Annotated in this window: 21 protein-coding genes, 2 tRNA genes and 1 other RNA gene; 17 read left to right on the forward strand and 7 right to left on the reverse strand. The window is 64.1% G+C overall.

All coding sequences use genetic code 11. From position 1 onward, the window contains the following. The first annotated feature begins 102 nt into the window (after positions 1–102). The 4 genes from AC6UAL_RS07960 to AC6UAL_RS07975 all read left to right on the forward strand — a co-directional run bounded on the left by AC6UAL_RS07960 (position 103) and on the right by AC6UAL_RS07975 (position 2,570). Entirely contained in the window at positions 103–420 is a 318-nt protein-coding gene (locus AC6UAL_RS07960; RefSeq protein WP_500682847.1) for a hypothetical protein, read from the forward strand. A gap of 57 nt (positions 421–477) precedes the next feature. Continuing rightward, a complete protein-coding gene (locus tag AC6UAL_RS07965; RefSeq protein ID WP_500682848.1) occupies positions 478–774 on the forward strand; it encodes a hypothetical protein in 297 nt (98 codons plus the stop codon). Between the two features lie 225 nt (positions 775–999). Continuing rightward, entirely contained in the window at positions 1,000–1,617 is a 618-nt protein-coding gene (locus tag AC6UAL_RS07970; protein WP_500682849.1) for a hypothetical protein, read from the forward strand. Next, positions 1,614–2,570 (forward strand): tetratricopeptide repeat protein, encoded by a 957-nt coding sequence (locus AC6UAL_RS07975; protein WP_500682850.1) that lies wholly within the window; start codon positions 1,614–1,616, stop codon positions 2,568–2,570. Before AC6UAL_RS07970 ends, AC6UAL_RS07975 begins: the two co-directional genes overlap by 4 nt. A 90-nt stretch (positions 2,571–2,660) precedes the next feature. Here AC6UAL_RS07975 and AC6UAL_RS07980 read toward each other — a convergent pair whose 3' ends face one another. Further along, entirely contained in the window at positions 2,661–4,004 is a 1,344-nt protein-coding gene (locus tag AC6UAL_RS07980; RefSeq protein ID WP_500682851.1) for a suppressor of fused domain protein, read from the reverse strand. Between the two features lie 220 nt (positions 4,005–4,224). Between AC6UAL_RS07980 and AC6UAL_RS07985 the strand changes: the two genes are divergently transcribed. The 6 genes from AC6UAL_RS07985 (at position 4,225) to AC6UAL_RS08010 (ending at position 13,398) form a co-directional block, all read left to right on the forward strand. After that, positions 4,225–5,883 (forward strand): hypothetical protein, encoded by a 1,659-nt coding sequence (locus tag AC6UAL_RS07985; protein WP_500682852.1) that lies wholly within the window; start codon positions 4,225–4,227, stop codon positions 5,881–5,883. Between the two features lie 187 nt (positions 5,884–6,070). After that, entirely contained in the window at positions 6,071–7,354 is a 1,284-nt protein-coding gene (locus AC6UAL_RS07990; RefSeq protein WP_500682853.1) for an ankyrin repeat domain-containing protein, read from the forward strand. Between the two features lie 445 nt (positions 7,355–7,799). Next, positions 7,800–9,128, forward strand: coding sequence for an L-fucose:H+ symporter permease (fucP, locus tag AC6UAL_RS07995; protein ID WP_500682854.1), 1,329 nt, complete (start codon positions 7,800–7,802; stop codon positions 9,126–9,128). Between the two features lie 51 nt (positions 9,129–9,179). Then, entirely contained in the window at positions 9,180–10,958 is a 1,779-nt protein-coding gene (locus AC6UAL_RS08000; protein WP_500682855.1) for an L-fucose isomerase, read from the forward strand. A 181-nt stretch (positions 10,959–11,139) separates the two neighbouring features. Then, positions 11,140–12,564 (forward strand): L-fuculokinase, encoded by a 1,425-nt coding sequence (gene fucK / locus AC6UAL_RS08005; protein WP_500682856.1) that lies wholly within the window; start codon positions 11,140–11,142, stop codon positions 12,562–12,564. A 12-nt stretch (positions 12,565–12,576) separates the two neighbouring features. Then, a complete protein-coding gene (locus AC6UAL_RS08010; protein ID WP_500682857.1) occupies positions 12,577–13,398 on the forward strand; it encodes a class II aldolase/adducin family protein in 822 nt (273 codons plus the stop codon). 160 nt (positions 13,399–13,558) lie between these two features. Here the strand turns inward: AC6UAL_RS08010 and ychF are convergent, their stop codons facing one another. Continuing rightward, positions 13,559–14,680, reverse strand: coding sequence for a redox-regulated ATPase YchF (ychF, locus tag AC6UAL_RS08015; protein WP_500682858.1), 1,122 nt, complete (start codon positions 14,678–14,680; stop codon positions 13,559–13,561). 120 nt (positions 14,681–14,800) lie between these two features. Here ychF and purD point away from each other — a divergent pair, with 120 nt between their 5' ends. From purD to AC6UAL_RS08030, 3 genes are all read left to right on the forward strand, one after another. Then, positions 14,801–16,045 carry a phosphoribosylamine--glycine ligase gene (gene purD, locus AC6UAL_RS08020; RefSeq protein WP_500682859.1) on the forward strand — a complete coding sequence of 415 codons (1,245 nt, stop codon included), beginning with the start codon at positions 14,801–14,803 and terminating at the stop codon, positions 16,043–16,045. Positions 16,046–16,087: 42 nt separating this feature from the next. Beyond that, positions 16,088–17,170 carry a M42 family metallopeptidase gene (locus tag AC6UAL_RS08025; protein WP_500682860.1) on the forward strand — a complete coding sequence of 361 codons (1,083 nt, stop codon included), beginning with the start codon at positions 16,088–16,090 and terminating at the stop codon, positions 17,168–17,170. 127 nt (positions 17,171–17,297) lie between these two features. Next, positions 17,298–18,314: an FHA domain-containing protein gene (locus AC6UAL_RS08030; protein WP_500682861.1), complete on the forward strand. Its 1,017-nt coding sequence runs from the start codon at positions 17,298–17,300 to the stop codon at positions 18,312–18,314. A 125-nt stretch (positions 18,315–18,439) separates the two neighbouring features. On the opposite strand, the gene ssrA is transcribed toward AC6UAL_RS08030, so the two are convergent. From ssrA to AC6UAL_RS08050, 4 genes are all read right to left on the reverse strand, one after another. Continuing rightward, positions 18,440–18,800: a transfer-messenger RNA gene (gene ssrA, locus AC6UAL_RS08035) on the reverse strand. A gap of 85 nt (positions 18,801–18,885) precedes the next feature. Beyond that, a tRNA-Arg gene (locus AC6UAL_RS08040) sits at positions 18,886–18,959 on the reverse strand. Positions 18,960–19,185: 226 nt separating this feature from the next. Continuing rightward, the gene (locus tag AC6UAL_RS08045) at positions 19,186–20,406 is read right to left on the reverse strand and encodes a carboxynorspermidine decarboxylase (protein WP_500682862.1); all 1,221 of its coding nucleotides are present in this window, start codon (positions 20,404–20,406) and stop codon (positions 19,186–19,188) included. A 30-nt stretch (positions 20,407–20,436) separates the two neighbouring features. Then, positions 20,437–21,762: a tetratricopeptide repeat protein gene (locus AC6UAL_RS08050; protein ID WP_500682863.1), complete on the reverse strand. Its 1,326-nt coding sequence runs from the start codon at positions 21,760–21,762 to the stop codon at positions 20,437–20,439. A gap of 229 nt (positions 21,763–21,991) precedes the next feature. On the opposite strand from AC6UAL_RS08050, the gene AC6UAL_RS08055 reads away from it, so the two are divergent. Next, positions 21,992–22,771 carry a hypothetical protein gene (locus AC6UAL_RS08055; RefSeq protein ID WP_500682864.1) on the forward strand — a complete coding sequence of 260 codons (780 nt, stop codon included), beginning with the start codon at positions 21,992–21,994 and terminating at the stop codon, positions 22,769–22,771. Positions 22,772–23,136: 365 nt separating this feature from the next. Here AC6UAL_RS08055 and AC6UAL_RS08060 read toward each other — a convergent pair. Next, positions 23,137–23,207: transfer RNA gene (locus AC6UAL_RS08060), tRNA-Gln, on the reverse strand. Between the two features lie 135 nt (positions 23,208–23,342). On the opposite strand from AC6UAL_RS08060, the gene prfA reads away from it, so the two are divergent. From prfA to AC6UAL_RS08075, 3 genes are read left to right on the forward strand one after another with little or no spacing between them, the layout of a single operon-like run. Continuing rightward, positions 23,343–24,419, forward strand: a complete 1,077-nt coding sequence (gene prfA / locus AC6UAL_RS08065; protein WP_500682865.1) for a peptide chain release factor 1 — start codon at positions 23,343–23,345, stop codon at positions 24,417–24,419. A 41-nt stretch (positions 24,420–24,460) separates the two neighbouring features. Next, the gene (gene prmC, locus AC6UAL_RS08070; protein ID WP_500682866.1) at positions 24,461–25,447 is read left to right on the forward strand and encodes a peptide chain release factor N(5)-glutamine methyltransferase; all 987 of its coding nucleotides are present in this window, start codon (positions 24,461–24,463) and stop codon (positions 25,445–25,447) included. A gap of 14 nt (positions 25,448–25,461) precedes the next feature. Further along, positions 25,462–26,109: a hypothetical protein gene (locus AC6UAL_RS08075; protein ID WP_500682867.1), complete on the forward strand. Its 648-nt coding sequence runs from the start codon at positions 25,462–25,464 to the stop codon at positions 26,107–26,109. The last annotated feature ends 47 nt before the right edge of the window (positions 26,110–26,156 follow it).

Raw genomic sequence — 26,156 nt, forward strand, 5'->3', positions numbered from 1 at the left:
CTGCCCCCTGCGTTGTTTTTCTCTTCTTCTCTCTGCTCTGTTGCGGCGTCATTCCACACAATTAGCAGAAGAGCCGCCCTTTTCCAACCCGAATATCCCCCTATGAAAATCAAATCTTTGTCCCTACTCGTCGCCTTATCGGCCTGCCTCGTCCCGCTCGCAGCCCAAGAAGCAGCGGCCCCATGCCGGAAAAACCCCTGCCAGGAAAAATGGGAAGCCGACCTCTCGACCATCGCCTATGCCGCTCAAGGCGAGATCTCCCTCTATTTCCTCGCACCCTCCCATCCGGAAGACCTTCACGGCGCCGAATACGGCACGCGCGACACCCTCCGCCCCCGGCTCATCGGCACCCTGACGGCAGACGACATACGTGACCTGCCGGCATCGGAAGTCTACCCCGAAACGGTCTTGGAGATGTAGGATGGCGCCTACCTTCTCGACTGGAAACTGCCCGACGGATGCCCCCCTGTTGACATCATGCTGCCGCCCTGCGACGTGCCGGTAATTGCGCTCAGCAATGAGTATTACGAGGTTTGGCTCATCAACCCGAGCGTGCGCGAAAAAATCCTGAACTTCATCGACCGGTATCACCGCCAACAGCCGAGCCCTGAGGCGACAACCCGGCTCCCCGACGCCTCCGACGGCGCGGATGACACCGATGACACCGATGACACCGATGACACCGATGACTCCGATGACTCGGCCGCCGGGCCGACCTCATCGGCGGGCGGCGCTGCCGCGGACGCGACCCCGCCGCACAAAGCCTTGCGGTGAGCCGTACTCGACGGTGATACCGCGCGCGTGCGCGAGCTGCTCGCACGGCGCGACCGACTGAACCGGCAGCATCGGCACCACCGCGGCGGAACAACCGAGCACGGGCGAGCTCGTTTGAGCTTGACGCCGCAGGCCTTGCGTGATAGCCTCGCCACAAGGGCAGAGCGCACGCCTCTGCCCTCGCCGCGCGAAAGACACAGTCCCATGACGGAAAGACACAGCCCCATGATACGCAGATTTCTGTTTGCAGCCTTGCTGTTGAGCTGCTGCTCGCCCAAGTATCCGGATCCCGGGTGGGAGGAGACATGGATGAAGCATCAGTTTTCATATTCCGGTCAGTTCGCATATTCCGAAGAACGGTATGACATATCCTCGCGCGACCTGAGCACGCCGCACAGCGGCAAGTGGGTGCGCCTGACTCACCCGATGAGGCTAGTGACGTATCGGGGAAATTATGATGCGGACTGGCACCAGTTGCTGGACATGTCGATGCGGATTCCCGAGCCTATCCTGAACGAGGATTCGCGCTTTTGCCGAGCCTACACGCTGCCGGTCGGGACGGAGCTCTACGTCGTCGGAGCCAAAGAGTTCAAGCTCGTGCTGACGGGAGAAACAGAGACGAGATCCAACCGCTACGTGATGCTGGTACGGCTGTGGCACCCCGATTTTCATCGCATGGTCGGCGCCTTTTACAATGTAGGCAATCTGCAGGAGGCCGAGAAGCAACTCCCAGACAAAAGTTTCTGCACTCGATACCGATCGCTCAAGCCTTTGCCCTTTGAGGATGAAACGACGGTAAAAGAAGCACCAAGTACCCTCGCACAGAAAGGAGACGCGAGATGAAACAAGGACGTCAATCTTGGATAGCCCTGCTGGGTGCCTCTTTGCTGTGCTGCTCCTGCGAGCAGGCGGATATGGTAATGCCTCCGCCGCACTGCTCACCGTACCTCTACGAGGGAAGTGGTTTGGGGCTCTACGACCCTTTGTCGCTGGAACAGCTTCTGGAAAGACACCCGAATGCCCGTATCGCAGACCCGGACGCACCGGGTTGGGGCAAAAGAGAGAGCTGGCTGAAGATTCGCCCCGGGAGAAAGCAAGCTCTGTTTGATCGTTTGAAGCTTGACGAGCCCTACAGCTTCGAAGTTGACAAGATGCTTCCCATCGGCATTTTCCCCTCCTTAGATGTGATGCAATACCTTGCGTTGTACGAGACCTCGCCCGATGGGAAAGAACAGGAAGAGATCGCCGGCAGAATGGTTTATTTATCGCCGGCGGAAATGGACTATTACTTTGAACGCGTCGGCAAGAGGATTGAGGAAAAGAATCGCATCAACTGGCAGTTCTGGGAGGAGGGTTTCACGCGCGGTCAGGATGCCAATGATGCGGCCAGATGGTGGCTTCAGGAGACCCTGGAGGGCGACACTCAATACATCTATCGCTTGGCTCATAGCTACCGTATGGGATGGGTGAAGGGCAAATCCGCGCGCGATGCGATTCCATGGTATCGCAAGGCCTATGAAAAGGGTAATTGGATGGGTCCTGCGGCCTATGAGCTGGGATGCTGTTATCGCGACGGAGTCGGAGTTGCCGCATCGCAGCGCGAGGCCGCAGCGTGGTTCCGCCGGGCGGCTGAGGAATCCCATGCGGAGGCGCAATATGAACTGGGCTGCTGTTACATGGAAGGCCGGGGTGTCGAGCACTCGCGACGGGAAGCCGTGAAGTGGTTCCGCCAAGCCGCGCGAGCCGGCCATGAACCGGCTCGTGAGGCGCTGCGCTCTCTGGAGGAGCACTCCTGAGCGCCGCGTCTCGCTTCCCCCGGCGTCCGCAGCATGCGGCTGCGGCCAACGGCCGTACGGAAGTCGTCGAGCTGCTGCTCGCGGCCGGAATCAAAGTCCCGTCAGCAGCGCATCGTCGTCCTCCTGCAGGTGAAAAGCCCCGTCGTCGCCGAGGACGTAGCGCTCACCCGGCTCGATGTCCAGTATGTCGAGTAGTTGCGGATTCACCGTAACGATGCGGGGCAAGTTCGTCAGCCTCAGCCGCGTCCCTTCGCCGTAAGCGTCGTCCTCAGCCGCATCATCGTCCTCAGCCTCATCATCGTCCCCAGCCTCAGCCTCATCATCGACCTCCTCCTCGTTCTCGACCGCCTCCTCGTCCTCTGCCTCATCGGCGTCAACCTCCTCCTCATCCTCATCGAGGAGATCCTCGGCACTCAGGAAGTTCAATCCGCTGTCCCAACCGCTGTTGATCGGCGGCACTGCATCGCGATAGACCGCGACCACCGCAGCCCCTTCCAACACGGCCTGCGTCGCCCAGCACTGCAAGGGGCCGTCGAGCACCTTCAGCAGCCCGACCGGAGCCTCCTCCATGCCCTCGTCGCGCAGCTCCTCCTCCACAGCCGTGCGCAGCGCCCAGTCAGCCTCCGCATGGCGGGCCGTGAAGCCGGAGCGGATCAGATCGTGCTCCACGCAATAGCTGACGAAATCCGTCAGCGTGCGGCAGCCGCTGAGCGCCTCTTCGTGTTCCTTCTCTTCGTCGATGAGCGCGGCATCCGCCACGGCGTTCAGGCGGTTCGGGTCGGCAATCGCCATCATCTCAAAGGTGCAGCGATCCAGCAGCGCCGCAATGCCCTGATCCAGCAGCAGACGGAGCTCCTCCGCGAAAAGGGGCATCAGCTGGAAAAACTGCACATACTCCTCCTCCCCCTCGCTCGGCAGAAGCTCCAGCGAGCAGTGCTCCGCACCCTCCGGCGCGGCGCCCGGCGGCAGCAGCACAACACCCGCAAAATTCATGTTACCCGACTCCCTCAGATCATCCGCGAAATCAAAACTATGCCCGATGCGGATCGGCTCTCCCGTCACAAAGGGGAAGCGAGCCAGGCGCGTCATCAGAGCAACGGGCCAGCGGCGATCCGGCCTGTTCCAATCCTCCGGATCGCTCACCCAGTCCGGTGGCAAATTGAGCACCAGCTCACAGCGGAGCGGCTGCCCCTCCTCATCCGCAAAAGGACGAGCTCCCATCCCCTGCGTGACCAGCGTATACATGTTGCAGCCGGGCGTGGGCGAAATAATGTGCACATCGACATGCACCCACGTGCCGGTCGATTCATGTAAAACGAGCTGAGACTCACCGAAATAACTCTCGATGTGCTCACTGACGTTGGCTTCCTGCTCCTCGTCGTAGACAAGCGGCTTCTCCGAGTCGGCGGCATTCGGTTGGGAGGCATTCATCATCTTGTTGATAGAGCTTAGGTGTTCGGGATCCGTATGACGACTCTGCCTTATAGCACAGCGGCAGAACGCTGTCAAGTCGGCCGTTTCCGCCCTGTTAAAAAGTGTTTTTCCGATTGACACCAAAAGGTCGCTCTGCTATTCTGCGGGGACGGGGCAGCTGCAAGCTTTGTTCTGCGATTCAGCCTCAGTCGCCCGGCAACACCCTATCATCTTCCTCGCCATGAGTTCCTTGCTCCTTTCGACTCTCGCCGCGCTCGCCATGCCCTGCGTCTCAACTGCGGTCCCTGCCGACGGCGCTGACACTACCGCCCCTTCCCCCTCCGCTGCCCCGACACAAAACTCTGCCGATGACATCGAGCAGCGGGTTCGTCCCTATCTGGAGGATATGCAGCGCCTCATCCCGATGCTGGACGAGGCGACGGCTCTGCTCGCGTCCATCCGCAGCTACGAGGATGCCGAGGCGGCCGCAGCGCAGCTCGGCAAGCTTTTGCTCCGCATTCAGCGCGAGACGCGCCGGGCTCGACCGCTGCACCGGCTGCCCCCGGAGCTCATCGAGCGGCTGAAGCCGACGGCGGATGCATGCCATTCCAAGCTGCTGGATATGAAGGATGCCGAAGCTCGCTTGGTGGGCTACGGGGCCTTCGGCTCGAAGAAGATGCGCCGAGCCTTGAGGCGTCTCGGGACGCCGATGCCGCGGGCGGTGCTCTCCGAGGCGGCCAAGCAGTACGTGCCGGTCTGCCGGCGCATGATTCCGGCGACGGTCGAGCTGATTGATCTGCTCGACGGCCTGTCGCAGGGGGATAGCGTGCGGCCGTCTCTGCCTCGGATGCGCGCGCTTCTCGAGGGGCGCCGGCAGATGTTCGCCGAGGCGAAGGTGCAGGGTCTGCCCGGGCTCTCGCCCGATGAGAAGGAGCAGCTGATGCTGGAGTGCCCTTGGATGCAGAAGTTTGACACTGCGGTTGAAACGGTGCGCCGACGTGATTATTTCGACTCCGATGAGTTGCGCCGCCTGCTCGAATCGGAGGATCTCTTTGCCCCGACTTCGGAGGAGGCTGCCGACGACGCTCTGCTCAAGCGCACGGCTCTTCACAATAGTCGGGATCCGCGCCGCGCCGACAAAATCGGAGCCTTGATGGAGGGGACGGTGACGGAGGAGGATTATCGGCAGGCGCTGGCGGAGTTTCAGCGCCTCAGGAAGCGCGATGCGGGCGCCGCGAGCGTGTCTCGCGGCTTGCTCGGGGAGCTGGACAGGGTGCTGCTGCCGCTGCTCTGCCGCTATGCGCTTTGCCCCGAGCTGCGGCCGCAGTTGGAGCTTTTTCTCGTCGACAGCGCGCGAGAGGGGGATTGCCGCGAGTTGCTGATGTTCGGTGTTTTGAGGGCGGGGATTCTCGGCCGGGAGAACCTCGAGCTCGCGGAGCGGCTCTTTGAGCAGCTGCCGTTCTCGCTCGAGGCTTTCGAGGCGCAGCTGCGGGAGGCGGCGGCACCCGTAGCGCTGCTTCCCGGCGCGGAGCCGCTTCCGCAGGAGCTGGTGAGCGACACGCTCTTCCCGATGTCCCGGAGCTCGTGCGCCCGCGAAGAGCTGCTGCGCGCCTGCCTCGACGCGGATGCGGCGGGGATTGCCGCGTTGCTGGTGAGCCGCGGCGAGCTGACGCGGGAGCTCGTCGCCAAGGTGGTCGCCGCCGATGCGGCGGCGCGGCCCGAGCCCGCGGAAGCGGTGCGCGGGCGAGCTTCCGACGCGGAGTTCTTCACGAGCAATTTTCGTTATCTGTGGCCTTCGCAGAGTTTCATACAGCAGCGGCGGATGCGGCGGGGACTGTCACCTGCTTGGGCGCCGCTGACGGGAGATGCTTCCGGGGCGACTGCCGAGGGGAACGACTGATGTCGCGCGCCGATCGGGGGAGCTGGGCGGCGTTCAGGAGGGACGCATTGAGCCCGCGGCGGCACGAAGGGGCGGGGCCTTGCAGAGATTCGGCGAGGCGGTTCTTCAGGCTTGACGCGGGCGGGCTGTTATCATAGACTGTGTTACGGCCGGGTCAGCATTGGTGTTTCACCCCCCGTATTTTCCGATGAGTGTTTCCTTTCTGCTTGTTTGCGTCTTACTCGGCGGCATGCTGTCCGGCTGCGTCGGCCGGGCGGATCGCGCGTCTTCCGCGCCCGATGCGGCTTCCGGCGAGCCGCCGCTGATCCGCGCGGCCGCCAAGAATGATCTCGCGGCGATGCGGCGGCTTCTGGCGGCGGGGCAAGCAGCGGATGCCCGCGCTGAGGACGGCGGCACGGCGCTGCACGCGGCGGTGAGTGCTGAGGCGGTGCGCCGGCTGGCAGCGGCCGGGGCGGATGTCCATGCCCGAGATAAGAGGGGCCGAACGCCGCTGCATCGGGCGGCGCTGCGCGGCGATGCCGATGTTGTGCGCGCGCTGACGGCAGCGGGAGCGCCGCTGCGAGCGCGCGACAAGAAGGGTGAGACGCCGCTGCATGCAGCGGCGCGGCGCGGTGGTGCGGAGGCGGTGAGTGCCCTGATTGAGGCGGGCGCGCGCGTCGATGCGCGTGATGAGGAAGGCCGAACGCCGCTGCATCTGGCTTGCGACGGCCGCGTGGTTCAGGTGCTGGCAGCGGCGGGGGCGGATCTGAACGCCGAGGATGCCTACGGGCTGAGGCCCGTGGAGACAACGGGGAGAGCCTCAGCGGTGCGCGCTTTGTTTGAGGCGGGTGTTCGCCCCGAGGATGCAACGCCGGCGATTCGCGCGGCCGAGCAGGGCCGTGCCGAGATGCTGCGCGAGTGGTTGGCGGCGGGCGGTGATGCCAAGGTGAAGGATGCAAACGGCTCGTCGCTGCTGCATTTGGCGGTCGGGGCCGAGAAGCTCTCAGCGGAGGTGGTGCGCTCGTTGATTGTGGCGGGTGCCGAGGTGAATGTGAAGGACGACAAGGGGCGGACGCCGCTGCATCTGGCAGCGGTTCGCCGAGAGAGCCGCACGGACGTGCTGGCCCTGCTGCTCGTCTCCGGAGCCGAGGTGAATGCCGCCAATGATGCGGGGGAAACGCCGCTGCATCTGGCGGCTGAGTTATGCTGCGGAGAGCGCAAGGTGCGCGCGCTGCTGGCTGCCGGAGCGGATGTGCACGCCAAAGACGGCCGAGGGCGGACGCCGCTGCATTGCGCGGCGGCAAACGGGCACGCTACGGAGACCGTGCGGGCTCTGCTCAAGGCCGGGGCCGATGCCCGCGCCGAGGATGCGGAGGGGAAAACGCCGCAGGATCTTCTGCTGGAGCACCTCCGGCAGGGCGACTACGTCGATCGCGATGCGGCTGCGGAGTCGATGCGCCTGATGAGCAAGGCGGCATCAACGCCCGATTGATTTGCCGGATTTTCCGCATGGGCAGATTGCCGGATGGGCCGTATTGCCGGATGGACGCAACGGCCGGAGCCCCGCTTTCCCTTTCCGCCCGTGCCGCGGAATGGCTGAGGCGATGTCGGACGCGCTTCCGAGCGAGCGAGGCGCGCAAGCCCCTGCCTCGGCGGCATGAAAACTGAGGCGAGACGCAGTACCCGGCGGAGGAACGCCATGCCCTGCGGAGGAACGCCGAGCCCTGCGGAGGAAGGCCTTGTGCCGCCGCATCGGGGCTTCGTTCGCCGCCGAGGCCTGCGGCAAAGCGGCGCCATATGACAAAAAGGCCGTCTTTTTTGCTTGCCAAGCAGGGCTGTCATGCTACCATAAGATCATGGGGGTGCCCTGCGTCGGCGCGTTTCGCCGATTCTTTAGTGCACACCCCGCCCCGGACGTCTAACACCTAGCTCTCTTCATGCAAAACCAACCCTCCGCCAGTGAACCCATCGTCCCGCGCCGGTATCGGCTGCCCTTCATCCTGCTTGTCACCTGCTTTGCCCTCTGGGGCATCGTCAACGCCATGGCCGAGGTCTTGGTCAAGGCGTTCAGCAGTGTCTTCCCCGAGCTGACGGAGATGGGCACGATCATGTCCGTCTCTTCGCACTACGGCGCCTACGCTGTTCTGGCCATTCCCGCCTCCATCCTCATCAAGAAGTACAGCTACAAGGCGGGCGTTTTGCTGGGGCTGGGCGTTTTCTTCTTCGGCGTGCTCGGCTACGTGCCCGCCGCCATCTTCCACAGCTACGGCATTTGCCTCGGCTCGATCTTCGTCTACGCCAGCGGCTGCTCGATTCTCGAGACGACCTGCAATCCCTTTGTCCTCTCGATGGGCTCGCAGGAGACGGCGGTGCGCCGCCTCAATTTCGCGCAGCAGTTCAACCCCGTCGGCAGTCTCATCGGCCTGCTGGTCGCCACCTACGTCATCTTCGACAACATGGTGCAGGTGCGCCCCGGGGAGGTGCTGAGCGATGAGCAGCTCAGCCAAAACCTCATCTGGCTCGTCACGCCCTACGTGGTGCTGGCGGCCGTCGTGCTGCTGCTGTGGTTCGCCTTCGTCTTCACCAAGACGCCCAATGCCTCCGCCCCGGGCGAGGAGGATGACAGCCGGCCCGCTCGCTCCTTCTCCGCCTCGCTGCGCAGTCTGCTGGCGCGGCCGCGCTACCGCTGGGGCGTTCTCACGCAGTTCTTTTACGTCGGTCTGCAGACGATGGCCTGGGTCTACGTACTGCACTACGGTGACAAGGTTATGGGCTACGATGACAAGACGGCCATGTACTTCTACATCGCGGCCATGTGCTGCTTCATCGTCATGCGCTTCGTCTGCACGGCTCTGATGAAGAAGTTCAACCCGGCCTCGATGATGGCGCTCATGGCGGTTCTGGGTCTGGCTCTCTGCATGGGTGCCGTCTACCTGCCCGGCATCGCGGGTCTGCTCTGCGTGGTGGCTATCTCGGGCTGTCTCTCGCTGATGTTCCCGACCATTTACGGCATCGCGCTGCGCAACTTGGGGCAGGATTCGAAGCTCGGCGCAGCCGGGCTCGTCATGGCGATTCTCGGCGGTGCCGCCATTCCGCCCGTGTTCGCCTACTGCCTCGAGCACGAGTCGCTCAGCGCGCTGACCTTCGGTCTCTACAGCGGGCCTGAAGCCGCGCTGCGCTCCAGCTATTACGTTCTCGCCGTCTGCCTCGTCATCGTGCTCTCCTATGCCCTGCGCTTCCGCAACGCGCACAACAGCAAGGATTGAGGCCGGCAAGACCATTCCCTCTTTTCCGAATCCATCAAACATCATATTCTCATGAAAACGACACTCCCCACGATCGGTATTCGTCCGACGATTGACGGTCGCCGCCTCGGCGTCCGCGAGTCGCTCGAGGATCAGACGATGAATATGGCCAAGGCAGCCGCCGCGCTGATTGAGGCCAATATCCGCCACGCTTCCGGCGAGCCCGTGAAGTGCATCATCGCCGACACCTGCATCGGCGGCCCGGCTGAGGCCGCAGCCTGTGCAGACAAGTTCAAGGCGAACAACGTCGGTGTTTCACTCGCCGTGACGCCCTGCTGGTGCTACGGCAGCGAGACGATTGACATGGATCCCTGCATGCCCAAGGCCATCTGGGGCTTCAACGGCACGGAGCGCCCCGGCGCGGTCTACCTCGCCGCAGCTCTCGCCGGCCTCAACCAGAAGGGTCTGCCCGCCTTCTCGATCTACGGCAAGGACGTTCAGGACGCGGATGATACGTCGATTCCGGCGGACGTGGCGGAGAAGATTCTGCGCTTCTGCCGCGCGGGTCTGGCCGTCGCGACGATGCGCGGCAAGGGCTATCTTTCGATCGGCGGCTGCTCGATGGGCATTGCCGGATCTATCGTGGATCACTCGTTCTGGGAGAAATATCTCGGCATTCGCGTGCAGGCCGTCGATATGACGGAGGTGCGCCGCCGTATCGATCAGAAGATCTACGATGAGGAGGAGTACAAGATTGCGATGCAGTGGGCCGATGCTCACTTCAAGTTTGCCGAGGATCGCAACCGCCCCGACCTGAAACTCGATGAGGAAGGCCGCCGCCGCACCTTCAAGGAGAGCGTGCTCATGGCGATGATCTTCCGCGATATGATGCAGGGCAATCCGAAGCTCAAGGAGATCGACCGCGAGGAGGAGAGCCTCGGCTATCAGGCTCTCGTCGGCGGCTTCCAGGGCCAGCGCCACTGGACGGATTTTTACCCGAACGGCGATATCGCCGAGACGCTTCTCAACTCGACCTTCGACTGGAACGGGCCGCGTGCGCCGATGCCTTTCGCGACGGAGAATGATTCGCTCAACGGTGCCTGCCTGCTCTTCGGCTACCTGCTGACGGGTCAGGCGAATGTCTTTGCCGACGTGCGCACCTACTGGAGCCCGGAGGCCGTGAAGCGCGTGACGGGCTACGAGCTGACGGGTCAAGCCGCCAACGGCATCATTCACCTCATCAACTCGGGTTCCGCCGCGCTCGACGGCTGCATGGCCTGCACGGATGCCGAGGGCAAGCCCCTGATGAAGAAGCACTGGGATGTCACGCCGGAGGATGCCGACAAGATGATCAGCCAAGCTGTCTGGTGCCCGGCCAACCGCGAGTACTTCCGCGGCGGCGGCTACTCGGTGCGCTATCTCTCGAAGGGCGATGTCCCCGTGACGCTGATGCGCCTCAACATCGTGAAGGGTCTCGGCCCGGTGCTGATCGTGGCCGAGGGCTGGACGGTGGATCTGCCGGCCGAGGTGCACAAGACGCTCGACGAGCGCACGGACCCGGGTTGGCCGACGACGTGGTTCACGCCGCGCCTGACGGGCAAGGGTGCCTTCGACAGCGTCTACAATGTGATGGCCAACATGGGCGCCAACCACGGGGCCTTCACCTACGGCCACATCGGTGCCGATGTGCTGACGCTGGCCTCGATGCTGCGCATTCCGGTCTACGCTCACAATGTGCCCGAGAGTCAGATCTATCGCCCGTCGGCTTGGGGTCTGCACGGCACGACGGATCTCGAGGGTGCCGATTTCCGCGCCTGCGCGAATTTCGGTCCGCTCTACGGCAAGTACTGATGCGGCACTGCCGCAGCTGATGCAGCGGGCTCCCCGAGGCGTCTTTCCGGCGCCTCGGGGAGGCTTCGGCTCATGAACCTGCGGCATGGCGGTCAAGCCTGCGCCACGGCGGCTCCGAGGGACATGCCCTTCAAGCTCTCGGCGACTGCCTCTTTCTTTCATTTCTTTTTGACAGCTTCTCATGTATATCCTCTGTCTGGACTGCGGTGCGACGAATGTGCGCGCCATGCTGGTCGATGAGTGCGGACGCCTCGTCGGCAAAGCCTCGCAGCCCAACGCCACTCTGCCCGGCGACGAGAATCCCGACTTCCACGTCTGGGATGCCGATCGCATTTTCCGCCAGCTGAGCGAATGCGCGGTACGAGCCCTCGAGGGCCTCGATCGCCGCCTCGTCAAAGCCGTTACGATCACGACTTTCGGCGTCGACGGCGCCCTTGTCGATGAACAGGGGAAGCTCCTCTACCCCGTTATCTCGTGGAAGTGCCCGCGCACGGGCGAGGTGATGCGCGATATCGACCGCTACATCGCGCAGGAGGAGCTCAGCCGCATCAGCGGCGTCGGCGCCTTCGCCTTCAACACGCTCTACAAGCTGATCTGGCTGCGGGAGAATCGCCCCGAGCTTCTGGATCGCGCCTGCGCTTGGCTCTTTATCTCCAACATCTTTGCCCACCGCCTGACGGGCGTCATGGCGACGGACCGCACGATGGCCGGCACGTCGCAGATGACGGATCTCGCGACGGGCGATTTCTCGCCCCGCATTCTCGAGGCTGCGGGGCTGCGCCGCGAGCTCTTCCCCCGCATGGTCGACGCGGGTGAAGTCATCGGCCGGGTGCTGCCGGCAGCGGCGGAGGCGATGGGGCTTCCCGAGCTGGCGGGTGTGCCGGTTGTTTCCGCCGGGCACGACACGCAGTTTGCGATTTTCGGCTCGGGTGCCGCCGAGAACCAGCCGGTGCTCTCATCGGGCACTTGGGAGATTCTGATGGTGCGCAGCGGCAAGGCCGAGCTGAGTGCCGAGGACTACGCCGACGGCGCGACGGCCGAGTACGATGCCCGCCCCGGTCTCTACAATCCGGGTCTGCAGTGGGTGGGCTCGGGCATCATCGAGTGGGTGAAGTCCACCTGTTACCGCGGTGAAAACTACGACACGATGGATGCGGAGGCGGCAGCGGTTGCCCCGGGCTGCGACGGCGTGAGTCTCGTGCCCGATTTTCTGGCCTCGGGCGATCGAAAGGGCGCGATCAACGGCCTGGTGCTCGGCCGCACGCGCGGGCATATCTACCGCGCGGCGATGGAGGCGCTGAGTTATCGCCTCAAGTCGCGCCTCAAGCGGCTCGAATCGGTGGGCGGTTTCCGCGCCGAGAGTCTGCTGCTCGTCGGCGGGGCTGCGCGCAACAAGGTGTGGACGCAGATGCGAGCCGATATCCTGCAGCTGCCCGTGCGCGTGTCGAATGTCGAAGAGAGCACGGTGCTCGGAGCCGCGATGTTCGCTCTGGCCGGAGCCGGCATCTGCGCGAGCCCCGAGGCGGCGCGCGACGCCTTCGGCATCAGTTACACCACCTATGAACCCGGCTCGCAGAGCGAGCTCTATACATCCCTTAACCCCTGATTACACAACGCTATGTCACAAGAAGACGATTGGTACATCACTCCGCCCCTCCCCGACAAAATCTTTCCGTGGGAGAAATACAACCCCGTCACGCGCGAAGAGGTCGCCGACTTCTTTAACTCGCCGGAGCTGCGCGTCATCAAACAGCGCATGGTCGACATCGGCCGTCGCCTCTGGCAGCGCGAGTTCGTCGACGGCAACGGCGGCAATATCTCGGTGCGCGTAGCGCAGAATCTCCTGCTGTGCTCGCCGACTCTCTGCTCCAAGGGTTTCATGACGGAGGAGGATATCTGCCTCGTCGATATGAATGCCCGCCAGAAGGCCGGTTACCGCCCCGCCACCAGCGAGGTGAAGACGCATATTGCGATGATGAAGGCCTCGGGTGTCAACTCCTGCATCCACGCTCACCCGGCGCACTGCAACGCCTTCCTCTTCGCGGGGCAGACGCCGCCTTCGGGCATCAACCCCGAGGCTGATATCTTCCTCGGCCACATTCCGCTGGCGCCCTACGGCACGCCGGGCTCGGTGGAGACGGCTCAGGCGGTGGCGGATGCGTCGAAGCAGTCGACCGTTGTGTTCATGGAGAATCACGGCGTCATCACGGGCGGTCGCCACGTGGAGGAGGCCGAGTGGTTCATGGAGAACGCCGACGCTTACTGCCGCATGATTCTCATGGCGGGTCTGCACAAGGCTCCGCTCAATCAGGTGGGGCCCGAGGGCGTGGCCGACTTCCTCGCCATCCGCAAGAGCATCGGTTACGCGGTTCCGGAAGGGCAGCCTCTCTACAATACGGAGAGCTATGCCGGCTACACGCTCGGCAAGACCGGCAAATAAGCGAGCCGCAGCGGCACTCCCGATTGAGGGTGCTGCCGAGGTCTCCGCGCAAAACGCCCCGCCGTATCAACGGCGGGGCGTTTTCGTGTCGCGGAACAGCGGTCGGTGCCGGGCCGGAGTGCGCCGAGCGCTCAAGCGGACGCCGGGCAGTCAGGCGGGATTACTTGCTGACGTTGAAGCGGAACTCGATGACATCGCCGTCCTGCACGACGTAATCCTTGCCCTCGATACGCAGTTTCGCCTGCTCCTTCGCCTTCGTCAGCGAGCCGCAGGCAACGAGGTCCTCGTACGAGACGACCTGCGCCGCGATGAAACCGCGCTCAAAATCCGTGTGAATCACGCCGGCCGCCTGAGGCGCCTTGGCGCCCGCCGGAATCGTCCAGGCCTTCGTCTCTTTGACGCCCGTCGTAATGTAGGTGCGCAGCCCGAGCAGGCTGTAGACGGCCTTGATGAGGTCGCTCACACCGGAATCCTGCGCGCCGAGGTCTTTGAGAAATTCGCGCGCTTCGGCGGGGTCGAGCTCGCAGAGCTCCTCCTCGATGCGCGCCGAAATCACGACGGCTTCGGCGTTGTGGTGCTCGGCCACGTAGCGGCGCACGGCGGAGACGTAGGGGTGAGAATCGGGGTTGGCGATGGCGTCGGCGAGTTCGTCTTCGCTGACGTTGCAGGCGAAGATGCTCTTCTTGTTCGAGAGCAGGAAGAAGCTCTTGAGCAGCTTGCGCTCATCGTCGCTGAGCTCGAGCGTGATGGCGAGCTTGCCGGCGTCGAGATGCGGGATGAGCTTCTCGATGAGGGCGATCTCTTCCTTCGCTTCCTTGTCGCCGCCGCGAGCCTTCTTGATGCGGCTGTCGCGGCGCTTCTCCATCGCGGCGAGGTCAGCGAGAATCAGCTCATCGTTGATGATTTCAATGTCGCGCACGGGATCGACGGAACCGAGCTCGTGGATGATGTCATCGTTCTCGAAGCAACGCACGACCTGCACAATGGCGTCCGTCTCGCGGATGTTGGAGAGGAATTTGTTGCCGAGGCCCGCGCCCTCGGCGGCGCCCTTGACGAGGCCGGCGATATCCACAAACTCAATGGCGGCGGGCACGATGCGCTCGCTCTTGCTCATCTCCGCCAGCACGGCAAGGCGGGCGTCGGGCACTTCGACCATGCCGACGTTCGGATCAATGGTGCAGAAGGGGTAATTGGCAGCCTCCGCCTTGCGCGAGCGGGTGACCGCGTTGAAGAGAGTTGATTTGCCGACGTTGGGAAGTCCTACGATGCCTGCCTGTAACATAACGCGCGCATTATACACGATGGCGGCGGCGCGGTAAAGCCCGAATTGAGAGGCTGAGCCGCCTGACGGGCTGCGCTTTCGGCTTGCATTGCCGCGCCATCATGTTACAATGGCGGCAACATGAAAATAGCCGTCATCGGAAAAGGTGGCCGCGAGCAGGCGCTCGTGGAGACGTTGGCTGCAAGCCCCTGCAAGCCTGAACTTTACACGTATCCCGGCAGCGATGCTATTCTCGAGACTGCCGCCCAAATTCCCGCAGGCAGCTTCGATGAGCTCATGCAGTGGATGGTCGACGCGAAAATCGACCTGTGCGTCGCCGGCGAAGAGAGCTACCTCGTCAAGGAAGAGGGTCTCGCCAACCGCTGCGCCGCGCTGGGCATTCCCTGCTGGGGGCCGACGAAGCAGAGCGCACAGCTCGAGGCCAGCAAGGAGTTCGCGAAGGACTTTCTCATGCGTCACGGCATTCCGACGGGCACGGCCAAGGCCGTTGCGGGTTACGGCGAAGCGATCGAGGCCATCGGCGGGCAGTACCCGACCGTGCTCAAGTTCGACGGTCTGGCGGCGGGCAAGGGCGTGGCCGTCTGCATGAATGCGGCGGAGGCCGAGGCCTTCCTCAACGAAGTTTTCATCGACAAGCGCTTCGGCGAGGGTCGCCTGCTGGTCGAGGAGTATCTCACGGGGCCGGAGATTTCCGTCTTCGGCGCGATTTGCGATGACGAGTATCTCATCCTCTGCCCGGCGCGTGACTACAAGCGCCTGCAGGACGGTGACCTCGGCCCGAACACGGGCGGCATGGGCGCCGTGGCCTCGCGGCAGCTGGCCTCGCCCGAACTGATGCGCACCATCGAAGAGACGATTGTGGCGCCGACGGTGCGCGGTCTGCGCGAAGACGGCCTGCCCTACCGGGGCTTCCTCTACTTCGGCCTGATGCTCACCCCGCAGGGACCGAAGGTCATCGAGTACAACTGCCGCTTCGGCGATCCGGAGTGCGAGGCGGTCATGCCGCTGCTGCGCGGCGATCTGGCCAATTTCTGCCTGAGCGGCGCCAAGGGCGATTTCAAGCCCGAGCTCATCAGCTTCGATGAGGGCTGGAGCGTCTGCTGCATCCTCGCCTCGGCCGGCTACCCCGCCTCGTCGCACTCGGGCGACTTGATTCACGGGCTGGGCGACTGCGAGGCTCGCGTCTTCCACTGCGGCACGCGCAAGACACCCGAAGGCTGGGTGACGGCCGGCGGACGCGTGCTGGCCATTGTGGCGGGCGGCGCAACGCTCGACGAGGCCCGCACCAAGGCTCATGACGAGGCGGCGAAGGTCGATTTCGACGGTTCGCAGCGCCGCTCGGACATCGCCTACCGCAACATGTGAGCCGCATTCCCCCCCTTTTTGAAACAAACACCTCCTATGGCCATGAATTTATCTGACGAAGCCTCTGAGTTTCTGACTCAGATTCTGGACACGCCGGCACCGACCGGGCTGGAAATGGACGCCCAGCGCATCTGGGCCGCCTACATCGCTCCCTTCACCGACGAGCAGCACTGCGACGCCTACGGCTCGACCTGGGCGCTGCTGCGCGCCGAGAAGGCGGATGCCCCGACGCTGATGCTCGATGCCCATGCGGACGAAATCGGCTTCTCCATCCGCTACATTGAGGAGAACGGCTTTGTGCGCGTCGAACGCCTCGGCGGATCCGACGTCGCGATTGCCCGCGGCCGCCGCATCCGCTTTCAGGGGACGGACGGCGAAGTGATCGGCATCACCGGCAACACGGCTATCCACATCCGCGACGACGGCGACAAAGCGCCGAAGGTCTGGGATCTCTACGTGGATCTCGGCTGCGACTCGCGCGATGAGGTCGAGGCGCTCGGTCTGCGCGTCGGCGACCGCGGCGTCTACTGCGACGGCCCGCTGATGCTCAACAACGGCAAGCGCCTTGTCTGCCGCGCTCTCGATGACCGCCTCTGCGGCTTTATCACCGCCGAGGTGGCGCGCGCGCTCAAGGAGCGCGGCATCAAGCCGGCTTGGAACATCGTCTTTGCCAATACGGTGCAGGAAGAGGTCGGCTGCATCGGTGCGGGCATGCTCACCTACCGCATCCGCCCGGACGCCGCGATCTGCCTCGACGTGACGCACGCCACGGATTCGCCCGGGCTCGACAAGGGGCGCTACGGCGACGTGCGCCTCGGCAAGGGCGGCTGCCTCTGCTTCGGCCCGGCCTGCCACCCGAATCTCAACGGGCGCCTCGAGCTGCTGGCCTCGGAGAAAGGCATCCCGATGCAGCGTGAAACCTCGGGGCGCACCACCGGCACCAACACCGATCAGATTTTCCGCTCGCGCATGGGTGTTCCGGCCACCAACCTCTCGATGCCGCTGCGCTACATGCACAGCCCGGTGGAGACGGCGGACCTCGATGACGTGCAGTCCTGCATCGACCTGCTGGTGGCCTTCATCGAATCGCTGAAGCCCGAGGACAACTTCTGCCACAAGCTCTGAGCCGCTCAGCCGAGCGAGCTTCGCTTTTCACCCGCTGCGGGACGACCCCGCAGCGGGCTTTTTTTGCAGGTGCCAAGATGACTTTCTGATTGTCAACAAGGCCGCGGACTGGTACAATACACGACGTATGGACAAGACGCCTCAGCCCGGGATCAACGACACACAAGCGCAACCCACCGCAGCCCCGGCTGATGCAGCCCTCCCCCCTGCCGCCCCCTGCTCTCTTCCGACGCCGCCGGCTCGAAACACCCCGGCGGCGCCCCCGTACCCGCTGCCTCCCGCCGACGAAAGCCAACGCCCCGCGGACGAAGCGTCCGCGGCAGACAGCTCGGATAGCTCGAACGACACGGGCGACGCGAACAACGCCGGCGGTGCAGAGGACACGGACGCAGTGCTCGCCGCGGCCAGTGCAGACAGTGCTGACAGTGCAGACAACGCCGACGGAGCCGTCGACGCGCTCGGCGAACTCGACGAACTCGACGCCGGGGCGGACGAGGCGATCGGCCTGTCGGGCTCCGGCTCCCTCTCCGAGATTCTCGCATCGATGAGCAGCGAAGCGCAGACGCTCAACGCGCGCTTCAAGACCGGAGAATCCGCCCGCCGAAATGAACCGGCCGGCGCCGCGAAGTCCAAGTTGCTCAACGCGACCCCCTACCCCGACATCCTGTTGCACTCCCTGCCGCACCAGGATGCCCTGCGCTTCAAATGGCACTTGGGGCGCGGTTTGCCCGCTGTCTTCACCCCGCCGGAAGAGGAGGAAGACGCGGCGGCGCACCTGTTCTCCGACCCGGCCGAGGCCGCCCCTGCCAAGCCGGGCTTCCTGCGACTCTTCGGGCTCCTGCCCTCGGGAGAACCGTGGGAGAAGCGCATCAACTTCGCCGATTTTCCGCGCGAAGGAGAGGGCATCTTCATCGGTCGGGATCCGTCCATCTGCCGCATCGTCATCCCGGAAGAGAGCGTGTCGCGCTGCCACGCCAAACTGGAGCTTTCACCCAAAGGGCTGGTCATCACCGATCAGGGCTCGCGCAACGGCGTCTACGTCAACGGCCAGCAGCTTGCGATCTACGAGCGGCAGACCCCGATCAACGACGGAGACACCCTCAGCCTCGGCGATACCTCGCTCTGCGTCGAAATCAACACCTGAGCCAAGGCCAACGCAGGCGGCAAAGCGCCACGCCTTTCCCCTCTCCCTCCCCGCGCCGCGCCGGGCGCCCTGCGCGTGCAGCGCGGAAGCAAAACGCCCGGTCGGCGCTGTGCCGACCGGGCGTTGAGTGGAGGCGAGGGGAATCGAACCCCTGTCCTGGACACTGTTGACGCAAGCATCTCCATGTTCAGACGCAGATTGGCTGCTTCGCCGGCGGTCCGCTCTGCGTCAGCCTTCCGCCAAGCTAGAGACCTGTTGGTGTCATGCACGGCGCGGTCTCCCCGCCGTGCACCTGCCTGCTTGTTCTGAGATCGTCACCCCCAGCAGGCGTCAGGGTTCTGATCCGGCGGCGTTAGTTACGCGGCCATTGCGTATTCGTTCTTGGAATAGGCATTTAATTGTTTGAGCGGCTTTTAAGGAGGCCAGCCGTTCAACCTCCACATGCAGCCGGCGCCTCGAATGTTCAGTCGAAACCGGGACGCCCCCATGTCTCTTCAAGCTCGGCCGCTCAGACAAAAAGGCCGGTCGCGCGGACCGGTTCTCTTTGCTGCTCAGCTTAACATTGAAGGAGCACGCCCGCAGGGATTCGAACCCCAAACCTTCTGATCCGTAGTCAGATGCTCTATCCAATTGAGCTACGGGCGCTTTCTGTTTGCCACCCCTCTGCGGCAACCTCCTGTTCGGCTTCGCTCTTGGCTTCACCCTCTCTCGGTTGCCTCCGTCGTGGTGACGGGGAGATTGTAGCAGGACACGGCAGCAATGTCAACATTATTTCTCACTTTTTTTCGAAAAATGCTCATTTTTTTTCCGAGCGGGGGCGGAGAGCCGGACAGTCGCGCGAGCACTGAAGGCGCTGCACCGAGGCGCCGCATCAGCCGAGTTGAGCCGCAAAGTCCTGATAGCTCGGGCGGTAGAGAGTTTCAACGCTGCCGTCCGCGCGTTCGAGGGCGATGGAGGGATGGGGCACGCCGTTGAAGTGCGTGGTTTTGACCATGGTGTAGTGCGTCATGTCGTCGAAGACGAGTTGGTCGCCGACGCGCAGTTCGCGGTCAAAGGAGTAGTCGCCGATGACGTCTCCGGCGAGACAGGTCGGGGCACCAAGGCGGTAATCGTACGCCTTCTGTCCGCTCTCGCTCGCCGCGATGTAACGGGTGCCGCTGCGCTGCACGGCCGGGTACAGGGGCTCGCGCGAGGGATCGCCGGCAGGGGTGCCGGGAGAGGGCTCGGCCAAGTAGACGTCGGGGCGGTAGGGCATTTCGAGCACGTCGGGCATGTGGGCGCTGGCGCTGACGTCGAGAATGGCGTGGCGGTAGCCGAGGGATTCAAAGGTATCGAGGACTTGCGCCCGCAGCACGCCGGTGTGGATGAACCAGGCTTCGCCGGGTTCGAGGTAGACGTCGAGACGATAGCGACGGCGGATGTCGCGCAGCAGGTCGACGAGGGCGGCGCGGTCGTAGTCGGGCTTGGTGATCCAGTGGCCGCCGCCGAGGTTGAGATAGCGCATTTGCGGCGAGGCGAGGAGATCGCCGAGCGAGTTCTCGAGGGCGCGGAAGGTTTCGATGAGTTCGGCGGCGCCCTGCTCGCAGAGGGTGTGGATGTGCAGCCCGCTCAGGCCGCTCAGGTCGGCACCGCTGAGGTTCTGCGGGGGGATGCCGAGCCGCGAGCCGGGTATGCAGGGGTCATAGAGCGGGGTGTGGCCCGTGGAGTGGCAGGGGTTGATGCGCAGGCCAAGCTGCAGCTCACCGCTCTGCACGCGCGGGTGGGCTAGGCACTCGCTGCGGTAGCGCGCCCATTGGCTGAGGCTGTTGAAGTCGATGTGGTGGGCGATGTTGAGCAGTTCGCGGAGTTCGTCGTCGCGGTAGGCCGGAGAGAAGACGGCGATGTGCCCGCCGTGGCAGACGGAGCCGAGTTTGGCCTCGTAGAGGCCGGAGGCGCAGCACCCCCGGGCATAGGGCCTCAGCAGGCTGATGCAGGTGGGGTTGCAGAAGGCTTTGAGGGCGATGAGCATGCGAGCGCCGCTCTCGCTCCCCAGTCGCTGCAGCTCACGAGCATTGCGCAGCAGTGCCGCTTCGGAGATCAGATACTCTGCCATGGGGTTGCGCGAAGGAATGCGGTTGCGTGCTCATCGGCGGCGCGAGCGCGAGCGGGAGGACTTTTTGGTGCGTTTCTGCGCTTTGCCGGAGGAGGCGGCGTTCTTATTGTCAGCCGTCTTGTTCTCAGCGGAGCCGGATGATGCGGCGGCAGCCCGGTCGTCGTCGGCGGCGGCAGGGGCGTCAGCGGATGCCGCTGCGGGCTCAGCCGGAGAACTTGCCTGATCAGCGGGAGCGTCCGCAGCGGGGGCAACGGCGGGCTCAGGCGCGGGTTCCGCTGCGGCCTTTCGGGCCTGCTCGAGGCGCTGGAGCTCCTGAAGAGCCCGGACGAGCGTTGCCTTCATGCGGTTCATGTCGAGGCGCATGCGGGGCGTGATGCTCGCCTGCGAGTTTTTTTCCAGCGTATTGATCAGCTGAAGGCTGCTGACCCAGTGCTTTGCAGCGGTGTCGTAGTTTCCGGTGGCGCTCTCGAGGTCGCCCAAGTCGCTGAGCAGGCGGCAGAGGCTGATGGTCATGGGCGGCGAGAGCAGCGAGAGCTCTTGCGCGAGTCGCACGCCGTCTTTGTAGACGTCGCGCGCGTCTTCGATTTCGCCCGTCTGCCGGATGCAGTCACCGAGGCAGCGGTAAGAGCCGAGCAACTCGCAGACGGCGGGGGTAAGCTCGGGCTTTCTGCTGATGAGCTCGTTGGTGAGGGGACGCTGTTCGGGCTCCAGACGGCGGAAGGCGGTTCGGTCGAGTTCGAGCGCTTGGCGGTAGCGGGCTTGGGCTTCGTCAAAACGGCCCTGGCAGTAGAGGCAGGTGCCGAAGCCGTTGTTGATGGCGCTCAGAACGCGCAGGCCCGCGTCGCTGTTGCGGCGCTCTTCGGGAAGGGCGTTGAAATCGCTCTCGGCTTTTTCGTAATAGGTGAGGGCGCGCCTGTAGGCGCCGAGGTCGCGGCAGACTTCGCCGATGCGCAGCCCGAGCCGCACGCGTTCGGGCGTGACTTTGCCGGAGGCTGCCAGCTCGTCGTAGTAGGCGACCATCTTTTCCAGCATCAGTTTGACGCTTTCGTTGAAGACGGGATCGGATGCCTGTTCGCTCATCGCCTTGCCGGCGGAGTAGACGAGGTGGTCAAAGAGAGCGTCGCGGGCGCTGATGCCCGTCGCAGGCGCTGCCGCTCCTTCCCCGTTCGATGAGGATGTGTCTGCTGCCCGATCGCCGTCAGCGGCATTCGGAGACGCCGGGACCGTCTGCTCGGGCGCTGAGGAAGCCGAGGCGGATTCGGCCGTTTCACTCTCCTCATCTCCGCCGCAGGCACTGAGCAGCGCAACGGAGGAGCCGATCACAAGCGTTCGCCCGATGGAGGGCAACCATTTCATCACAGGCAACATATCGCTCACATTATGAACTTGCCCGAAACGTCCGTCAAGACATTTCTCAGCCTTGTTTTCGCTGTTTTCGGCCGCTCATTCAGGGCCCGTTGCCAGCGACGCAGCCCGGCGCGGAGGGTGCCCGCAGCGCGCCAAGTGCAAAAAAATGCCGCGGCTTGGAAGTTTTTGCTTGTGTTCCCCCTCATGCAAGAGATAGAATGGTGAACACATAGACGACATGAAACATCTTTCTCTTCTCAAGACAATGACCCTCGCCTGCGGCGTCGCGTTGTCCGCCGCGGCAATCTCTTCGTGCAGCAGCCCCGTCTCTCCCGTCAAGGCTGCGGAAAACATCAAGGTGGGCTCCGGCATTTCGGTGTTCAGCTACAATGATGCAGCTAAGCCGACGTCGCGCCACTGCAACGAGGCCGGTCTGCTGCCGGATCGTGCGGCTCGCGGCCTTCGCACTTGGCTGAAGCATTCGACGATTCAGCATCACACCTACGTCTATCCCCAGTACTACATCTCGATTCCGTCGGCTCCCGGCAAGCCGGACAAGGTTTGGGCGCTCTGCTCGGACGGCCACGGCAATCTCGTGGGTGTTCTGATTCCGCGAGACGGAACGCCGGCGTGGGATTTGCCGAATCTCGGCGATTATCGCGTTTACGTCTGCGAGACGGATGATCGCAAGGATCTGAGCAAGGCCATCATGGATTCTCTCGCCGATGCGGGCTACGATTCGTACCGCATCGAGACGCGCAAGGCTTCCGGGCTGACGCAGCGCCGCTTCCTGATCTCCAAGCCGATGACGGACGAAGAGCAGAAGGCTGAGCAGGCTCGCCTGCAGGAGGCGTACAAGAAGGCTCGCGCTGCCCGCGATGCCCGCGCCGCTGCCGGAGTCGGCGGCTCAGAGGATGATTTCGTCCCGGATGATCTCGATTTGGACATGGATGATTCCTCCGGCGACGATGATCTCGGCGATCCGCTCGAGGATGATACCGAAGCGCTGGATCTGTGATTCCCCGCTCTCGCGACAGGTCTTGCGCGGAGCAGGCTCCGCGCATGCACGCTCTCGATTTGTCTTTTTCCCGAAACGGCGCAGCAGCTCGGCTCTGCGCCGTTTCTCTGTCTCTTTGTCTCGCCGTTTCTCCGTCTCGCCGTTTCTCCGTCTCGGCGTTTCTCCGTCTCGGCGTTTCGCCGTCTCGCGGACCCTCCACCGTCTCGCGAACTCCCCCATCAAAGCCTTTGCGGCGCCGCAAAGACAAAGCGTTTCCGGCGCCGCAAAGGCAAGGCGCTCGCGCGACGCCGAAAGAGCTGTTGAGCGACGCAAAAAGAGCCCTGCGGGTGACCCGCAGGGCTCTTTCGGATGTAGGTGTCGTCTTCTAGTCCCGCCAGGGTTCGAACCTAGACAAAGAGAATCAAAATCTCTTGTGCTACCATTACACCACGGGACTGACGCAGCGCTCACGCGCAGGGGTATTGTAGCAGCTGCGGCACCGAATGGCAAGAGCAAAATCAACTTCCGGCGACAAATGCGGATATTTTGTGCTTGCGCGCCCATCGGCTGCGGGCTACAATGGGGCTCCGGCATGGACTACTCTTCCCTCATCGAGAAGCGACGCGCTCGTTTGGCCGAGCTTGAGGCCCTGATTTCCGACCCTGAGCTTTTCAGCGATCGGGCGAGGGCCGAAGAGCTGATGCGCGAGCACAGGCGCACGAGCGAGTTGATGAGCGACTGGGAAGAGCTCGGCTCCCTGCGCCGCCGGCTCGAAGAGAATCGCCGCTTGGCCGAGGGGGATGATGAAGAGCTCGCCGCTCTCGCCCGCGACGAGGCGGCTGAGCTCAGCGCCAAAATCGAGCAGCTTGAGCAGCGCGTGCAATACAGCCTGTTGCCCCGCGATGCCGCCGAGGACCGCGATGCGCTCATCGAGATTCGCGCGGGAACGGGCGGCGACGAGGCGTCTCTTTTCGCCGCGGATTTGCTGGGGATGTATCGCCGCTATGCGGAGCAGCGGGGCTGGCACTTCGAGATTCTCGATGCGGCGCCGAGCGATGTCGGCGGTTTCCGCGAAGTGACGGCTCGCGTCAGCGGCGATGAGGTTTTTCGATTCCTGAAGTATGAGAGCGGAGTGCACCGTGTGCAGCGCGTGCCGGAGACGGAGACGCAGGGGCGCATCCACACCTCGACGGCGACGGTGGCCGTGCTGCCGGAGGCCGAGGAGGTGGATGTCGAGATTCGCCCCGAGGAGCTGCGCATTGAGACCTGCCGCTCGGGCGGAGCCGGAGGGCAGCATGTGAACCGCACCGAATCGGCCGTGCAGATTTTTCACCTGCCGACGGGGCTCATGGTGCGCTGTGAGCAGGAGCGCTCGCAGATCAAGAACCGCGAGACCGGCATGCGTATTCTGAGAGCTCGCCTATTCGAGATGAAACAGAAGGAGGCGCAGCAGAGCTACTCCGAAAAGCGGCGGGCCCTCATCGGCTCCGGCGGGCGCGAGGAGAAGATTCGCACGTACAACTTCCCGCAAAACCGCCTCACCGACCACCGCATCGGCTACAGCGCCTACAACTTGGACCTCGTGATGAGCACGGGGGCCCTCGGCGAACTCATCGAAGGCATGCAGCACGCCGAAATGCAGGAGCGCATGAGCGAGCTCGAGGGCTGAGCTCACCCGCCTATCTCTTTTCCGTTTCGCTTCCGCTCACTATGAAAACGATCCGCGATATTCTCAGCTCGGGCACCGACTATCTCCACGCGCGCGGCATTGACGCGCCGCGCTACTCGATGCAGAGTCTGCTCGTGCACGTTCTGCGCTGCGATCGCACGTGGCTTTATCTGCACTACGAGGACCCCGTCGCCGAAGAGCAGCTGGCCGAGTTGCGCGAGCTGCTGCGCCGCCGCGGGCGCGGCGAGCCCCTGCAGCACCTGCTGGGCAGCACGGAATTTTACCGACGCGAGTTTCGCACCGACGCGCGAGCCCTCATTCCGCGCCCCGAGACGGAGGAGCTCGCCGAGCTGGCTCTGCGCCGCACGGCGCGGCGCCGCGGGCTCCGGGTGCTCGACATGGGCTGCGGTTCGGGCGTGCTGGGCATCACGCTCGCCCTCGAACTGGCACCGCTGGAACCCGAGGTCGTGATGGCGGATCTTTCCCCCGAGGCCCTGGCGCTGACGCTCGAAAACGCCACGGCGCTCTGCGCGCGCGTGCGCACCTATCGCAGCGACCTCTTCAGCGCTTGGAGCGGAGGCGAAGGAGGCGATCGACTCGTGCCGCCGAGCCCCTACGACCTCGTCGTCGCGAACCTGCCCTACGTGCCCGATGGCGAGGCGCTTGCGGCAGAGGTGCAGCACGACCCGGCTCTCGCCCTCTACGGCGGCCCCGACGGGCTGGACGTCGTGAGACGCTTTCTCCGCGAGGCGCGGCCGTATCTTGCGCCGCGCGCAGTCGTCTTGCTCGAAGTCGGCCACGACCAAGGCCCTGCCGTCTGTGCGCTCATGGATGAGCTCGGCTACGAGGACAGCGAGCTAGTCTGCGACCTTTCGGGCAAAGCTCGCTTCCCCATCGCCTACGCGGCCGCCTCCTTCACGGCGGAGCCCGCCGACGAGGCATCGGCCGGCGATGAAGCATCGCTCGGCGACCCATCGTCGGCCGAGTCGGAGTTATCATCAGCAGAGCCGCCTGCCGAGCGGGACTGACGCCCCTGCCTGTCATGGACAGCGAACAGCTCATCCACCCTGCGGCCAAAAGTGCCGTCTCCGTCGTCGCCCGCTTCGGGATTGTTGCCGCCTTCTGCACGGCGGCAGCGGCGGCGCTCGAGTTGGCGGCCGCCGAGGCGGGGGCGGTGCGCCTGAGCCTTGCGGGCGGCCTCGTCGGCGAGCTGGCTCTGGCGCTTCTCACGTCGGCGGCCGCGCTGCTCGCGCCGTGGTGTCACCTTGTGCTGCTCGCTGATCGCGGGGTGCCGGAGACGCGGCTCATCGCGCTTCTCAACGCCGCAGCCGCCTTCCTACTGGCCGTGCTGACGCTCGCCGGTCTGGTCAGCGGTCGGCTGTACGTGCACCCTTGGCAGCTCGATTTACCGGCCATTTGCGCCGCGGCTCTGGGCTCGGTGATTGTGTTTAATCTGCCGAACATGCGGGCGGCGAGCCGCCGCCTGCGCACCGCCCTCGTGCTCATCCCCGTTCTCATGCTGGCCGCCTACGTCACCAATGTGCCGCAGCTCGCGCTGTGGAATGACGTCTGCAAAATCGCCCTCGGCGCGGCAGCCATCCCCGTCTTGCGGAAACTGGCGCGCTGCGCCCCGCTGATCGCCTCCTTGCCCGAGCAAAAGTCCGGCTCTTCTGCTAATTGTGTGGAATGACGCCGCAACAGAGCAGAGAGAAGAAGAGAAAAACAACGCAGGGGGCA

The sequence above is a fragment of the Candidatus Parakkermansia intestinigallinarum genome, from assembly GCF_944389695.1.
Lineage (GTDB): Bacteria > Verrucomicrobiota > Verrucomicrobiia > Verrucomicrobiales > Akkermansiaceae > Akkermansia > Akkermansia intestinigallinarum.

What these genes read in the sequence shown, in the direction of transcription:
- prfA (WP_500682865.1), top strand. Translation starts at nt 23,343, where the DNA reads ATGGACTACTCTTCCCTCATCGAGAAGCGACGCGCTCGTTTGGCCGAG.
- AC6UAL_RS07970 (WP_500682849.1), top strand. Translation starts at nt 1,000, where the DNA reads ATGATACGCAGATTTCTGTTTGCAGCCTTGCTGTTGAGCTGCTGCTCG.
- AC6UAL_RS08050 (WP_500682863.1), bottom strand. Translation starts at nt 21,762, where the DNA reads ATGAAATGGTTGCCCTCCATCGGGCGAACGCTTGTGATCGGCTCCTCC.
- AC6UAL_RS08010 (WP_500682857.1), top strand. Translation starts at nt 12,577, where the DNA reads ATGTCACAAGAAGACGATTGGTACATCACTCCGCCCCTCCCCGACAAA.
- AC6UAL_RS07965 (WP_500682848.1), top strand. Translation starts at nt 478, where the DNA reads ATGCTGCCGCCCTGCGACGTGCCGGTAATTGCGCTCAGCAATGAGTAT.
- AC6UAL_RS08030 (WP_500682861.1), top strand. Translation starts at nt 17,298, where the DNA reads ATGGACAAGACGCCTCAGCCCGGGATCAACGACACACAAGCGCAACCC.
- AC6UAL_RS07980 (WP_500682851.1), bottom strand. Translation starts at nt 4,004, where the DNA reads ATGATGAATGCCTCCCAACCGAATGCCGCCGACTCGGAGAAGCCGCTT.
- AC6UAL_RS07960 (WP_500682847.1), top strand. Translation starts at nt 103, where the DNA reads ATGAAAATCAAATCTTTGTCCCTACTCGTCGCCTTATCGGCCTGCCTC.
- AC6UAL_RS08075 (WP_500682867.1), top strand. Translation starts at nt 25,462, where the DNA reads ATGGACAGCGAACAGCTCATCCACCCTGCGGCCAAAAGTGCCGTCTCC.
- AC6UAL_RS07975 (WP_500682850.1), top strand. Translation starts at nt 1,614, where the DNA reads ATGAAACAAGGACGTCAATCTTGGATAGCCCTGCTGGGTGCCTCTTTG.
- ychF (WP_500682858.1), bottom strand. Translation starts at nt 14,680, where the DNA reads ATGTTACAGGCAGGCATCGTAGGACTTCCCAACGTCGGCAAATCAACT.
- AC6UAL_RS08045 (WP_500682862.1), bottom strand. Translation starts at nt 20,406, where the DNA reads ATGGCAGAGTATCTGATCTCCGAAGCGGCACTGCTGCGCAATGCTCGT.
- fucK (WP_500682856.1), top strand. Translation starts at nt 11,140, where the DNA reads ATGTATATCCTCTGTCTGGACTGCGGTGCGACGAATGTGCGCGCCATG.
- AC6UAL_RS08025 (WP_500682860.1), top strand. Translation starts at nt 16,088, where the DNA reads ATGAATTTATCTGACGAAGCCTCTGAGTTTCTGACTCAGATTCTGGAC.
- prmC (WP_500682866.1), top strand. Translation starts at nt 24,461, where the DNA reads ATGAAAACGATCCGCGATATTCTCAGCTCGGGCACCGACTATCTCCAC.
- AC6UAL_RS08000 (WP_500682855.1), top strand. Translation starts at nt 9,180, where the DNA reads ATGAAAACGACACTCCCCACGATCGGTATTCGTCCGACGATTGACGGT.
- AC6UAL_RS08055 (WP_500682864.1), top strand. Translation starts at nt 21,992, where the DNA reads ATGAAACATCTTTCTCTTCTCAAGACAATGACCCTCGCCTGCGGCGTC.
- AC6UAL_RS07985 (WP_500682852.1), top strand. Translation starts at nt 4,225, where the DNA reads ATGAGTTCCTTGCTCCTTTCGACTCTCGCCGCGCTCGCCATGCCCTGC.
- fucP (WP_500682854.1), top strand. Translation starts at nt 7,800, where the DNA reads ATGCAAAACCAACCCTCCGCCAGTGAACCCATCGTCCCGCGCCGGTAT.
- purD (WP_500682859.1), top strand. Translation starts at nt 14,801, where the DNA reads ATGAAAATAGCCGTCATCGGAAAAGGTGGCCGCGAGCAGGCGCTCGTG.
- AC6UAL_RS07990 (WP_500682853.1), top strand. Translation starts at nt 6,071, where the DNA reads ATGAGTGTTTCCTTTCTGCTTGTTTGCGTCTTACTCGGCGGCATGCTG.